The following is a 13,191-nucleotide window of genomic DNA, read 5'->3' on the forward strand; positions in this document are numbered from 1 at the left end:
AAATCACTAGACTTTATATACTACGCCTGCAGAACAACTTTATCAAACAAAAAATATGTATTGGAAAGCTCCACCTTTCATGCCCGCTTGTTCATTGAGGTATGTCTTCGGACAGAGGAATCCAGTCATTTGCCTATGTTACAATATACCAAAAAGACTTATAAAGCTTATAAGGATAGGAGGTTGTCTGCACTTGATTTATATCATCAAATTTTTGTACAGCTTTGTGCTCCCTCCCGGTTTGTTCATCCTCGTGATGGCAGGGCTCGTGATCTGGCTATGGAAAAGGGCACGTATACCTGCGGTCGTGCTGCTTCTTGTCACATTGCTTCTGTATGTTTCCTCGACCAATCTGGCTGGAGATTTGTTAATCAGTAGCCTGGAAAAACAGTACCCACAACCCCGTACCGTTCAAGGCGATGTCATTGTCGTGCTTGGGGGCGGGGCCACACAGGGAACCCCCGACATCAATGGACAAGGCAATCTGCTAGGATCTGCAGCCAATCGACTGCTCACTGCGGCCAGATTGCACGAAGCAACAGGCTTACCCATTCTTTTCTCCGGCGGGCAAGTGTTTGGAGACAGTGGAAATGAAGCGAATATTGCGCAAAGGCAGCTGCTAGGACTCGGTATTCCGGCAAAGGATATCCTGATCGAAAACCGTTCTTTGAACACACAGCAAAATGCCGTATATACATCGCAAATTTTGGGAAAACATCAACTCACTAGACCTGTTCTGGTGACCTCCGCTTTCCATATGCCACGTGCTGCACTGGAATTTCAGCGTGCAGGCATGCAGATCATAGCTTATCCTACCGACTATCTAGCAAGTGAAAAGCTGTCACTGTATGCTGGCAAGCTCTCGCCGTCTGCTGGGGCCATGTCTACAACCGGAACAGCCCTCAAGGAATACCTAGGAATTCTTGCATTAAAGCTTAAATAATGTGATGTCTAATCGTATAGCGGCACATAGCACAAACAAGCGTCTTGCGCTCGCAGGTATAAGCCTGTAAGCTAGCAAGGCGCTTGATCTACCCTTACATATTCTAATCCAAGAAAATATCTGATATTTGTTCTTCCGATATGACCTTAAAGCCTTCCTTTTTTAACAAAGCCGAAGTTACCCCGTTACCTGCTATTTTACGATTTTCGAATGACCCATTATATATTGCTGCTGATCCGCAGGACGGGCTGTTTTCTTTTAAAACAACAAGTGTTGCGTTAACCTCTCTGGCTATATTCAAGGCTTCGTACGCACCTTTAATGTACATATCGCTAACATCGTTGCCTGAGAACTCGACCACCTTGGCTGTGCTGTTCAGCACATCCTCGCCTGTCCCTCCAACAATCTCAGCAGGCTCTCTCGGAGTCACAAAGCCCCCCAAAAGCTCAGGACAGATCGTCACAGCTTTCTTTTCCTCTACCAACTTCTGAATATGTACATCCAGGCTATCCGTCCCGTTATATCGTACCTTCATGCCCGCTAAACACGAACTTACCAGAATCATTAGTTCCACCTCATATCCATTGCATTCACTATTAAGTAGTTAAAGTATAAACAAATTTTCTAATAGAGTCATCGTACGAAAATTTTGACTCACCACTACGTCCGCATTCCGTAAGGATATTCTTCCAGCTGATGACATAATCGTAATCATGATCGCGCTTTTCAATTCGTGACTTCCTTATCAGTCCCTATAGGATCGCGGAGAGATACGTCTTTGCGTGTTTTTTTCAGGGAACGTAAATGCATCAGGATCTCATTTTCTATACAACGGGCTGCAAATGTTGCCAGCTTGGTGCCTTTCCCGGTCCGAAAGCTTTCAATGTATTCATCCAAAATAACCTGATAAAAACAAGCCGGAGGCGCATATTGGTTTTTTATTTGTTAAGGTTCATCCTGCTCGTAGTAAGATAAATTCACTCTTGCTATAAGTCATAATTTAAGATATATTATTAATTAAATAATCAATCATTTAATTAATAAAAGTTTAGTTTAAAGAGAGGGGAATACATTTGGCAAGACCCATCAATGAAGAAAAAAGACTGGAGCGGCGTAAACGTATCCTAGAAGAAGCTGTTGTCCTGTTCGCAGAAAGTGGATATTCTAATACCACAACGGCTATCATTGCGCAGAGTGTGGGAGTGACTCCTGGAACCATTTTTCAATATTTCCCCAGCAAAGAAGCTTTATACTACGCCGCTGTCCTTGAGCCGCTTGCTGATATTCAGGTGAAATCGCTTGCTTGTCTACAACAAGAGGGGACGCCGGGCGTATTGATTAAGAACATGGTGGCAGAACAATTCAACCATATCTACTTCTATATAAATGAATTGCGGCTTGTTCAATCTGTCTTAGGACAACGAATAAGATTCCCTGAACTTACACAGAAGGTCCTTGAAAGTATAAAGGTAATGACAGATGCGATCGAATGCGTCTATGCCAAGGGACAGTTAATGGGAGAATTCAACAAAAGCTTTTCTCCAGCAATGATCTCTCGTGCCTATATCTCTTTCTTAAATGGAGTGGGCTTAACCCTTGGAGAAAGTATTATTCATCATCCCGAGTGGGAAAATCTGAAGGGGCATGCCTTTTATTTGTTCGCCCCCATACAACCTAAAGAAAAACTGGAGGAGTCTGAATGAGTCAGGCATCATTACAACCCGAGCTGACATTTAACGTTCGTGTGAAAAAACGAAAGAAAATTTTATGGAGCCTAGGGATCGTGCTTTTGCTTGTAATGGCTCTTGTATTTTTTATATCTTATAAAGTAGTAGACACCTTGTTGCACCATCCTAGAGATACTAATGTCAGCTACGGATTGAATATCGATAAAACTCCCTACGAAGAGGTCGAGTTCAAGAGTTTGAAAAATGATAATACGATTAGAGGTTCCTTCTTTCCTGCAAGTGGTCTTTCTGGTAAAGCAAGTAATAAGACAATTATTGTCGTCCATGGATATACGAGCAATCGTTTAGTCAAAGGGCGGACCGAAAAGTTAGTAGAGCATTTCGTTCCGAAAGGCTACAATGTATTGGCATTTGACCTCAGCTCACAAGGTAAATCCGATGGTGATTTGATTACACTGGGCTTCAATGAAAAATACGATTTGCTAGGAGCTGTAAGCTATTTAAAATCCAGAGACCATACGGGTGATAAGATTGGAGTTATCGGCTTTTCGATGGGTGCTGCTACTTCTTTGCTAGCCGCAAGTGAAAGTGATGACATCAAAGCCGTAATTGCGGATAGTCCTTTTCGTAATGCTGGTCTATTTCTGAGAGAGGGTTTGCCCTTCTTTTCAGGTTTACCTGCGTTTCCATTTAGTTATACATCGACATGGATGGCAAATTGGGCCTTTAAGGTTGATCTTGATTCCATATCTCCTATGGATGCGGTAAAAAAGATGCAAGACAAGCCAGTTATGCTCATTCATGGTACTGGAGATCAGCAAATTAGTTATAAAAATACAGAAATTATTTACGAGTCCTTAAAAGATAACCCAAAAGCAGAAGTATGGTACCCGCAAAATACGGAGCACATCGATGCCATCAACCATTACCCCACTGAGTATTTCAAAAGAGTAGATCGCTTTTTGGATGAGTATGTAGGAAAATAAATTCAATTCAAGAGAGCCAACTAGCGAAGGAGCTTGTCCTGACGAAGTATAAACACCCAATAATATCAAGCATTTTTAGCCTGTAGTGTAGAAAACCACTACAGGCTTTTATTTGCGTTTTAAATGAAAACACATAGCAAAATAGTTATTATTTAAGCGAAAAGGAGCAGTTGTTTTTATAAGATAGCCTTAGATAAGAATATTAGATGGGTAGAGGGGGATGCAATTTAAACACGTCTCTGAAAAGAAGCAAGTAATTGAATTATGGAAAAGGCCTAAAAAGGCCCTGTTAAGGGCCTCAAGCGGCTTCATATATCTCCTTATCCATTACCCCTTCTGCTTGTAAAACTCATGGTACAATTTCATCAGCGCGCGCTTTTCGATTCGTGACACGTACGAGCGCGAAATTCCCAGCTCTCGTGCAATTTCCCGCTGTGTTCGTTCTTCTCCTCCGGCTTCCAGGCCGAAGCGGCCAATCACCACTTCTTTTTCACGCTCATCTAAAATATCCAGGTTGCGATAGATTTTACTTTTCTCAATTTTGAGCTGTACTTTATCTACAATATCATCCGCCTCGGTGCCGAGGATATCAATCAAAGTAATCTCGTTGCCTTCCTTATCAGTCCCTATAGGATCGTGGAGAGATACGTCTTTGCGTGTTTTTTTTAGGGATCGTAAATGCATAAGAATTTCATTTTCTATACAACGGGCTGCAAATGTTGCCAGCTTGGTGCCTTTCCCAGTCTGAAAGCTTTCAATGGCCTTGATCAGTCCGATGGTACCGATGGATATAAGATCCTCCAAATCTTCGCCGGTGTTATCGAATTTTTTCACAATATGGGCCACCAGCCGTAGGTTATGTTCAATGAGTGTGTTACGGGAGTGTGCGTTGCCTTCGGCAAACAGCTTTAGGTGTCGAGCTTCCTCTTTCTCAGTCAATGGCTGCGGAAAGGCGTTGTTTTTCACGTAGGAAACGAGCAGCGTCAATTCCTTGATGAACAGAGCGATAGCGCTAAATAGTCCGGGCACGGATGACACCTCCTGAGGTAGTTGCGAACTTACCGGCCTTTGTTACTTACCGGGCTTGCGGTCTGTTTATTGTATGTAGGCAGGTGCCCATCCGTGCCTGTACTCCGAAAACTGCTCCGTAACAATTTGCCAGATACCTTTCTGGAGCAACCTCCGATACTAAATTCGAAACGTAGAGATCTCTTCGACACAAATCAACGCACTCCATATAGCCATCTCCCAAATAATAAGTGTATATTTTCATATTCTATCCATTTCCATTCTCGCACCTCAATTAGTTATTTATATTCTAAACATGCAACTCCCCGCCCGCAAATGAGCTTGCTATTATGATGTTGGACCGCTTAAACACTAGTATGCATTCTATCATCAAGGAATATATTCATAGAGAGTTCCATATAAATGATATAAATCAACCTTTTCACCACATTCAAAAATTAAACTTAAGGAGGAATTTCAACATGGCAAAATTCAGTCAAAATCCAGATAACTATACTTTTTCCGTAAATTCTGTTGTTATAGTAGAGGAAAATGTTTCAACCAACGGGGATTCTAAAAATACTTTTCCGAAAAATGTTTTAGTCGATAATAATCTCTATTGGGAGAGCAGTTTAAGCGGTAAAGGTGGAGAAATCATCTTCAAATTAGATACAGGCAAGACGATCAATGATATTCTTTTAGCTCAGCCATCTTCTCGAGCTTTTATACTTTCATTTTCTTTTCACGGCTCTAATGACGGAGAAAATTGGTTTAGGTTAGGTGAAGTCGAAACTTTGCCAACCACTGCAAAAACAACTTATCAATTTAGTAATGAGATTCCTTTTTCATATTATAAAATAACTGTACTTTCCTCCGGGATGAGTAGTACAACCTCCTATTATGGTATACGATATATTCAGCTAAGAACCGCACTCATTAATGGCGTTCCTGCCTACAGAGCATCCAATATAAACCCCGCTATTGCGGAATAAGTTACTACACATAAAAAAGGGGCTGGCCAACGCCGCCCCTTGATTCATTCTATTTCATTTGTAGCATGTTATAAATCATCTCAGCCGCTTCCGCCCGTGTGACCTCCTGTTTGGCACGGAAGCTACCATCTGGATATCCTTGTACTAAATTAATCTCGGTTAGACCAAGTACATCCTTTCTGGCCCACTCTACAATTTGAGAGGAATCTGAGTATGCACTGCTTTCTTGCTGTGGTGTAGCCTTAATAATGTTATTCACCATTTTAGCCGCCTGCTCACGGTTAATGACCCGATCTGGGCCAAATTCTCTACTACTAAACCCACGAGCGACCTGATCTTTAATCGCCGTTTTGAGCAGATCAACGTACCACGCCGATGGATTGATATCCTCGAAGCCTAAAGTCACATCCGTTTCGAGCGGTAATTTCAAGGAACGGACCAGCATAGAAGTGAACTCCATACGCGTCACAGGTCTGTTCGGCTCAAATAGCATGTGAGTTGTTCCCTTTACTACACCCAAATCGGCAAGCACATTTATTTTTTCTTTATTAAATACCCGTTCAATGTCACTAAAATGATTTGCCTTCGTCTTAACGGTTGAATCTTGAATGTGCTCTGTTTCTATCGGCTCCTTTACAACAGGTTGAATCGGTTTTACACTCTCCGCCCCTCCTACTCCACCCCCTGCGACCACAGTATTACCCGTTGTTTTTCCGTTCGCTTGTTTTACCTCTGTGCGTTTTCCTTGACTATTTTCTGCCCATAGTTGAACTTTATACAATTGCTTCTCTTTAAGTTGTCTCCAGATATAGCTTCGTTCCTTACCACGATATAGTTCTACTCCTTCACTGGCGAGGACGAAAATATCATTCTCATGGCCTGATTCCCAATGGATGATAAACTCACTATTTGTTGTTTCTGTCTTCGAAAACGCAAACGCTGGAGACGGCAGCGTCTCGACCTGACCTTCTGTCTGCTTACCTTCACCACCTGTGTTCAATGGCTTGACGGTAATACGATACAATGTAGAACTATCCAATCCATCTACTTTAAATTCATGGGAGGTCGTATGACCGATAAGCCCCCCGTTTTGGTAGACATTGTAGGCATCTGCACCCGGAGCTTCTTTCCACATAACAACCAAATCGGTATCTGTTACTTCTTTCACAGTCAATCTATTGTCTGGTATTTGACCTGGCAAAGCGCGATGCGTAAAGGGAGTTATATTACCTACCCCCTTTGTATTCACGGCCTGTATACCAAACGAGTAAATCATACCAGGCTGGATATTTGAAAGCTTAATATGGGCATCTCTGGTGTCAAAAACTTCCCCCGTATCTCTGCGGAATACAGTATATTGATAAGCGCTCTTGATTTCATCCCAGCTCAGTAAAATCTGTCCATCCTCAAGTTCTGTAACATTAACATTTTGTACTTGAGGAGGAAGTGTCAGCAGCTTACCCAACGCTGGCTGGCTGAAACCACTACTGTTCCCACTGCTCACTTGAAAATCATAGTTTCTCCCACCTGTTAAACCAGATACAACTACATGTGGTTCCGTACTATAATAATCTTGACCGTCGATCGTTACCTTATATTGAGTTGCCCCATCAACCGGGGCCCATATCAATGTGGCATCGTGCTCACGAACATCTTCAGCTGCAAGTTGCACAGCCGAATCAGGTAGTGTTAATGCGTTGATAGATGTATCTTTACCTGTACCACTTCGATTGTAGGCTCGTATTTTAATATTGGCAGATCTACCTGCAGGCAAGCCCTCAAAAGTATAAGAATGGATACCACGCGCAACCCGCACCTTCGGTTCATCGTTAACATTCAAGATGTATCCTTCAGCCCCCTGCACATCCTGCCACGCAACACCGATAGCATACACATCCTTCGTCACACTCGATATTGTAGTTACTCGATCAGGTAAAGTGATGACTCCTAGATGGGCATAGTCTCCGAATCCTGTTGCATTTTCAGCGGAAACGTTATAACTATACTCTGTTCCTGCCTGAAGATCACTATCGGTAAATTCTGTATACACATCGTTATAAACCGAGACTTCGTCACGTTCTAGGGCGTAGTAGGTGGCAGTGATTACAGAATTCCACTTCAAATCGATTCCATCTTCTCTTACAGTTACATTCCGGAATCCGTTCGGGCTGTCTGGTAGGCTTAGAAAAGATACATGCTTTGCTGTACCCTCTCCAGTGTCATTAATAGCTGATACAGAAACATCGTAATATTGACCAGGCTTTATTCCCGTAATTGGATTATACACATCCTGTGTAACGGTATTCCTAAATATGGTTTCTCCCGTACTTACGTCTGCTGCTGTAATATTATATTTGTTAGCTGAGAAAACTGGCGTAAAATCAGCCAAGATTTCTGTAGAATGACGAGAAACAGGTCGTAACTGGATATGATCAGGAGCATCAGGTAACGTTAATACATGGACTCGATTGGAATATGCATTGCCTCCTACATGGTTACTGGAACGCACTTCATATTCGTATTGCCGTCCTCCTTGTAGCCCCCTAACTGTAAAAGAATTTGTTGGATGCGTAACATCCCAAACCTCATTAGTTGTTAGATTTCGGACTGTATAAACGTAACCCTCATCAAGACCAGACGGGAGAGTCCACTGCAAATCAGCTTCTGTATTTCGTACGGATGTCGCAGAGAGCACAACCGACTGGGGCTGCTTTTGAATGCGAAGTGCACTGCTGACCGTTTCATAAATGTTACCCACCCTGTCTTTGACCTTGGCATGAACATACCATTCACCTTCATCTGAAAGATCCATCTGGATTGTTGTATCGGCTGCAGTATCCCAGTTTTCGGGTGAATCAGGGCTGTTCGTGATTTTATACTGCATTGTGGATAACTCAACCCCCGAATGCTGATCGGCATATCGTATCCTCACATGAATAGGGGTATCTTTCCATTCACGCGAATCCGGCGTCAGTTGGATCGTCGGTGGTTCCAAATCAATATAAGACATTGCGGACACCGGATCGCTTCGATTTCCAGCAGCATCCACAGCTTGTGCAGTCACTTGTATGATCCCCGAATCCTTTAATATTCCCAACGAACCAGGCACATAGGTGCCAGAACCCAATTGATATTCATAATGTACTGCTGTAGTATCCGTCGCACCCGATAGAGCAAACTCCACTGGCTTATTGGTATATCGAGTAGGTGTCGTCACCTCGGAAAACGTAACTTTTGGAGGCGTTGGCTGGGTTCGATCAATCATAACCGATTGAGTCACGATTGGACTAGACACGTCGAGATTATTGATCGTCCGTGCTGCTAATTCGTAAGTCCCTTCTGCGTTTAATGTAAAAGTGCCATTGTATGTCCGCCACTCCCCTAATGGACCCAAGCGATACTGTGTCATCTTAATTCCATTTGTAGAGTCACTTCCTGAATCAATGGTAACATTCACATCACGGTTCGTTGGACCTGTTTCACTAGCCCGGATGACAGGAGCAGTCGGTCCCTTTTTATCAATCGTGATTTCTTTGCTTACTTCTTGGCTCACATTACCGACGCTGTCAATGGAGCGTGCATAAACCGTGCTTTTGCCATCTTTATTCACATGAAACACTCCAACATAGCCCTGCCAATCTTGATTCACAACGCCTGTCAAACGAAATTGAGTATGGGCTAGTCCAGAATAATCGTCTGTTCCCGGCTGTAATGAAATGGTGTAGTCATTACTATTTCCCGTTGCGCTTAGGGTGGGTGGAGTTGGAGGCATCTTGTCTATTCGGACATTCCCAGAAGAAAGACCACTATACTGATTATTTACGTCCACCGTCCGGGCATAAATTGTATTTACACCATGTTCATAGACAGTGAAAGGCCCGGTGTATTGCTGAAATGCTCCTCCATTCAGGCTATATTCATAGTATTTTAGTCCTTCAGGAGCCACGTCCCCATTTATCCACACGGTTACAGGTTCTTTGGTCCATCCTGTGATCGCTTGTCCCTCTGTACCTGCATGGATCTGAGGTGGTTTAGGCATTAGGTCCGATTTGGGAATAACACGGATTCCAAACTTGGATATTTCAGCACTTGTCTGTTGGCTATCTCCCACCGCTCTGAAATATCGAACATCTCTTAATGTAATAGAGTCGGTGATATCTAACCATTTTCCCTGATAATATCTATCCGCATAGAATTTCGTTACATTAGTCCATGTATATAAGTTCGTTCCATTAGGCCTCCAACTGTCGCCTGCTGCATTATTAGATGCATATATATCAGTATGATAAGACCCTTCAATGTAAACAAAAATCCTGTAATCCGAAGTCTTAATGGATCTTCCAATATCAATAAAACGATTTGTCGGCTGCGTAGTACCATCACATTTATACCTAGCCGAACCCATGCCAGTATATACTTCCGTTGCTCCTATCCCATTTCCTGACCAAGAACCCCAACTATCGCCTCCACCCGGCAAATTGTTTTGGCAAAAAGGGCCCCCCATGATCTCCTGAGCAGCAGCTGATACCCTTTCCGGAAATATGGGAATCATCGTTAATAGTAGGAATACAGCCAAAAATCCATACACCCATTTCCTATACTTCCTTACCTTTCGCTTATTTTTTCGATACATACACTTCTCCTTACTTTATTTTATTTTCAAAGAGTTTTACAAACTCGCTTCGGGTAAAATAGAAAAAGCACCTCAAACGAAGGCGTTAATGCCTAGGTTTGAGGTGCTTCCTCTATATCACGAGTATGTTTTGAAGCTATTATACTTCGTTCCTAGCAGGATGTAAACAGAACTGACAAATTATTTGAGGATATTAATGAATCTGAACGCCCAAGTTCCGAAAAAAATCTCGTATATTTTGCATGTAAGAATCCTGAGTAGCGGAAGATTCCTTAAGAAGATTTTGCATACTGTTCATAAAAGCAGAAGCTGATGTCGTATCAGCTTTGTCAAACCGATTGTTTAACGGTGTGTTATTTAGCAACTCTGCGTTCTGTCCCGTGCGTTCCTTGTATTTCTCAATCCAATCGGGATGTTGAGGAACCTTTTGCGCAAAATTTAACAGTTGGCTCAGCCCATTTCCTCCACCTTTAATATCATTCATGTACGCCGTATATTTTTGAGGATCGACCTGCTTCATCACTTCTGATAGCTTGACATAATCCTCAGGAGCACCTGACGGACGATCTATTGGAGTCGTGTAGCTAATATCTCCGGTCTCTGGATCAGTGGATCGTGTTAAAGCAATACCAGCGATCTGGTTCATGGTTTCGAGAAATTCTTTGGCCTTGTCGCCTTCCATGTAATGATCAGCAATATACTTGGATTGAGTAACTCCCATCTCCAGCAGCACAGCTCGCTGACTCTCATCCGTTACTGTTCCGTCGACGATAAAATTAGATTGAATCATACTGTACACTGCATTAGACACTTCTTCTGGCTGACCTTCCAAAACCCGGTTTAATGAATCATTAATCTGTGTTGTACCGAAATACTTGGCAGCCTGTGATACAATAGCCCCTTCGGCCAACTGTCTACCAGCTTCACTGATCTCCACGGAGTCTTGAACTACCACTCTGGAGACCTGTTCTTCATGAAGCTGGGGTGGTGGAGCTTGCTTGCTTGTCGGATTGATCCGTAAACTACTTGCATTAAGAATCGCTTGCTGTGCTCTAAGAGGTCCAAAATTCATCCTATTTCCTCCTGTCATGTTTGTAACAGGCAATCTAAGGCGTATGTATAGTGTAATGTGACCCTGTTTCTATATATATCGGACAAAGCATATATGGAATGAATATACGCTTTGTCCCAATAATGAACAAATATTGAAACAAACTACTTTTATTTCATTCAAGCAACAATTCACCTTAAGTGATTGCTTTATAACCCCATCTATCACCCTCCATAAATACTGTAAGCAAAGTGATATACAACATCTGTGGCTATATTCGAAGTACCTCTCACCTGAGCAGCTACCCCTGAAAGATCAAAATAGTGTGTGAAACTGATAGCTCCAGACAGATATTCTGCAATACTTCCAGTTGAAGGTGGCAGGGAAACAGTAACACTAAAAACTCCATTCTGATCCGTATATGCAGTACCTGTGCGAGTGCGATTTCCGCTGCTTTCGCTCCAGTTTTGATTCAACCATGTTACGTCAACAGGAGCATTTGCAACTGGATAATTGTCAGTTGTAGTAACCACACCCTTCACAGTAAAACTACTACTTCCATTAACTCGATAATGGCGCCCATAAGAATAGGTTGGGTAGTCATTAGGCCCATTTTTAGAAGAATCATAACCGGTAATTACAACTTTCCCAGCCCGAAGCACCGGTTTAAGTGTGAGTGCATATGAATGGTCAGCTGAAAACTGATTTGTTGTGTACACTCGCACATAGTAGGTTCCTGTATTTAGGCTAACATTGTGATTCGTTTGTGGCAAAAGTACCATTTGGTTTCCGGTAAGGGCTCCGTAGACTTCCGCTTTGTAGCCGTAGCCGTCCGATACACTGTCAAGCTTTACGTTCAAAGCATCATAATTGCGGCTGGCAGGGATCGTAACTTGGTACCAGTCGTTATCAATGCCTGAATGAATGGAGCGTGAATTAAGCGACGACCCCCCCGTACTAAAGGTAAAATTATAGGCATGGAAAGCACTCTCATCTGGTTCATATGCATCGTAGCTGGAACTTGTATCGACCGTTAGATAGAAAGGATCATTGATGCTGGAACCCTTTTTGGCATGGACAGCAATCGCATATGCCTTTTCATATCCGGCAGTGTTACGGGTTCCTACGTTTTCAGGAAGTGAGGCAGCACCCTGTTCATAATTGTTAAAATAAGTACCATAGGTGGATGCGTCAATGGCATTAGAATTAATGTCACCTGTCGTCATATCAAACTCATATAAGTATAAGTCATAGTCAAGCTGGGCTGAAAATGGACCATCCAACTGGGACTGCAACAATTCACCAGGCTGCAAATAAATCGGATATAAAAATTGTGTGCCTCCCTCCTGCGTAATCGTACCGGAATACGTAGCAGAAGAAGCTGTGGCTAAAGCAGCCATTGGACTTGCTTTCAGCGAAGAAATGGATTCCCTTTTCAATGAGGTTGTCTCTGGTGTCTTGAAGTTGAGATTTTCTTGCATGACATAAACCGAAGACGTAACGCTGTCTGGCTTGTCTGCCCGTGTTAAACGCTTAATTACGTCTTCATTGACAGTTGTTAGCTGAATCTCAGATTCCGCTTTAATCGCTTGATCCGATGCAGCCTCCGTGTTTTCACTCGCATTCGCAGTCATTCCGAAAGCAAACAGGAGCATCATGCTTAACATTACTGCAATAGCCTTTTTGAACCTCTTCATACTGAAATCCCCTCTCAAATGGTTTAAGGAATTCCCGCTATCCCCGGATAAACCAGGGCGATTTCTAGGCTGTATGGCTCTATCATAATACATTATTGGTTCAAATGGAATATACTTCTTAAAATATTCTTATTTGTAATACGAATGAATAGGTTTAGGTTAATCAACTTAATTTTGACACTATTTTACCATA

9 protein-coding genes and 1 pseudogene are annotated in these 13,191 nt (G+C 42.6%); 4 read left to right on the forward strand and 6 right to left on the reverse strand.

From position 1 onward, the window contains the following. The first annotated feature begins 193 nt into the window (after positions 1 to 193). Positions 194 to 943, forward strand: a complete 750-nt coding sequence (locus ACWGXJ_RS17055; protein ID WP_446675771.1) for a YdcF family protein — start codon at positions 194 to 196, stop codon at positions 941 to 943. A 103-nt stretch (positions 944 to 1,046) separates the two neighbouring features. Here ACWGXJ_RS17055 and ACWGXJ_RS17060 read toward each other — a convergent pair whose 3' ends face one another. Both ACWGXJ_RS17060 and ACWGXJ_RS17065 read right to left on the reverse strand, forming a co-directional pair. Continuing rightward, entirely contained in the window at positions 1,047 to 1,508 is a 462-nt protein-coding gene (locus ACWGXJ_RS17060) for a DUF523 domain-containing protein (RefSeq protein WP_452567211.1), read from the reverse strand. 173 nt (positions 1,509 to 1,681) lie between these two features. Beyond that, positions 1,682 to 1,828 (reverse strand): annotated as a pseudogene (locus ACWGXJ_RS17065) (sigma factor); the annotation flags it as partial. A 188-nt stretch (positions 1,829 to 2,016) separates the two neighbouring features. On the opposite strand from ACWGXJ_RS17065, the gene ACWGXJ_RS17070 reads away from it, so the two are divergent. After that, positions 2,017 to 2,646 (forward strand): TetR/AcrR family transcriptional regulator, encoded by a 630-nt coding sequence (locus ACWGXJ_RS17070; protein WP_061830394.1) that lies wholly within the window; start codon positions 2,017 to 2,019, stop codon positions 2,644 to 2,646. Next, positions 2,643 to 3,617 carry an alpha/beta hydrolase gene (locus ACWGXJ_RS17075; protein ID WP_452567212.1) on the forward strand — a complete coding sequence of 325 codons (975 nt, stop codon included), beginning with the start codon at positions 2,643 to 2,645 and terminating at the stop codon, positions 3,615 to 3,617. Before ACWGXJ_RS17070 ends, ACWGXJ_RS17075 begins: the two co-directional genes overlap by 4 nt. Positions 3,618 to 3,944: 327 nt before the next feature. Here ACWGXJ_RS17075 and sigK read toward each other — a convergent pair whose 3' ends face one another. Next, positions 3,945 to 4,646: an RNA polymerase sporulation sigma factor SigK gene (gene sigK / locus ACWGXJ_RS17080; protein ID WP_013311218.1), complete on the reverse strand. Its 702-nt coding sequence runs from the start codon at positions 4,644 to 4,646 to the stop codon at positions 3,945 to 3,947. A gap of 461 nt (positions 4,647 to 5,107) precedes the next feature. On the opposite strand from sigK, the gene ACWGXJ_RS17085 reads away from it, so the two are divergent. Beyond that, positions 5,108 to 5,617 carry a discoidin domain-containing protein gene (locus tag ACWGXJ_RS17085; RefSeq protein WP_452567213.1) on the forward strand — a complete coding sequence of 170 codons (510 nt, stop codon included), beginning with the start codon at positions 5,108 to 5,110 and terminating at the stop codon, positions 5,615 to 5,617. 49 nt (positions 5,618 to 5,666) lie between these two features. On the opposite strand, the gene ACWGXJ_RS17090 is transcribed toward ACWGXJ_RS17085, so the two are convergent. The 3 genes from ACWGXJ_RS17090 to ACWGXJ_RS17100 form a co-directional block, all read right to left on the reverse strand. Beyond that, the gene (locus ACWGXJ_RS17090; protein WP_452567214.1) at positions 5,667 to 10,250 is read right to left on the reverse strand and encodes a fibronectin type III domain-containing protein; all 4,584 of its coding nucleotides are present in this window, start codon (positions 10,248 to 10,250) and stop codon (positions 5,667 to 5,669) included. A gap of 193 nt (positions 10,251 to 10,443) precedes the next feature. Then, positions 10,444 to 11,322 (reverse strand): hypothetical protein, encoded by an 879-nt coding sequence (locus tag ACWGXJ_RS17095; protein WP_061830398.1) that lies wholly within the window; start codon positions 11,320 to 11,322, stop codon positions 10,444 to 10,446. 203 nt (positions 11,323 to 11,525) lie between these two features. Continuing rightward, positions 11,526 to 12,998 (reverse strand): Ig-like domain-containing protein, encoded by a 1,473-nt coding sequence (locus tag ACWGXJ_RS17100; protein WP_250268876.1) that lies wholly within the window; start codon positions 12,996 to 12,998, stop codon positions 11,526 to 11,528. Positions 12,999 to 13,191 lie beyond the last annotated feature (193 nt).

This window comes from Paenibacillus sp. S33 (assembly GCF_053615415.1).

Excerpts from the sequence above, each read along its gene's own strand:
- ACWGXJ_RS17060 (WP_452567211.1), bottom strand. The coding sequence starts at position 1,508 with ATGATTCTGGTAAGTTCGTGTTTAGCGGGCATGAAGGTACGATATAAC.
- ACWGXJ_RS17075 (WP_452567212.1), top strand. The coding sequence starts at position 2,643 with ATGAGTCAGGCATCATTACAACCCGAGCTGACATTTAACGTTCGTGTG.
- ACWGXJ_RS17085 (WP_452567213.1), top strand. The coding sequence starts at position 5,108 with ATGGCAAAATTCAGTCAAAATCCAGATAACTATACTTTTTCCGTAAAT.
- ACWGXJ_RS17090 (WP_452567214.1), bottom strand. The coding sequence starts at position 10,250 with ATGTATCGAAAAAATAAGCGAAAGGTAAGGAAGTATAGGAAATGGGTG.
- ACWGXJ_RS17095 (WP_061830398.1), bottom strand. The coding sequence starts at position 11,322 with ATGAATTTTGGACCTCTTAGAGCACAGCAAGCGATTCTTAATGCAAGT.
- ACWGXJ_RS17100 (WP_250268876.1), bottom strand. The coding sequence starts at position 12,998 with ATGAAGAGGTTCAAAAAGGCTATTGCAGTAATGTTAAGCATGATGCTC.